Raw genomic sequence first — 337 nt, 5'->3', positions numbered from 1 at the left:
AACCAGTGTGCAATCTCTAGTCAGTGCTACAGCAATGCAGGTTACCGCAGAAATTGGACAATCCATATCCAAAGGACAGGTTCTAGTTCGGCTAAATAATCAAGACAATAACGCTCGCTTAGCACAAGCAAATGCCAATCTCGCAGCGACCCAAGCCCAAGCTGAGCTCAATAGATCATTGGTAGAGCGCAAACGCAGACTGTGGCAACAAGGTTTTATTTCCAAGTTGGAATATGAGCAAAGCCAAGTTGAGTATCGTGCGCAAGCTGAACATATTAAGGCTGAACAAGCCAATGTCAATATTGCCGAAAAAGCCAGCCAAGATACGGTGATTCGT

General features: G+C 45.1%; 1 protein-coding gene. It reads left to right on the top strand.

The features are described from left to right. A partial coding sequence (locus NWP09_RS13405) for a biotin/lipoyl-binding protein (RefSeq protein ID WP_258275964.1) occupies positions 1-337 on the top strand: 337 nt, incomplete at both ends.

This window comes from Agrococcus sp. HG114, assembly GCF_024723325.1.
In the GTDB taxonomy this organism is placed as follows: domain Bacteria; phylum Actinomycetota; class Actinomycetes; order Actinomycetales; family Microbacteriaceae; genus Agrococcus.
The sequence above is the reverse complement of the archived record's forward strand: the minus strand, read 5'-3'. Positions and strand labels throughout refer to the sequence as shown.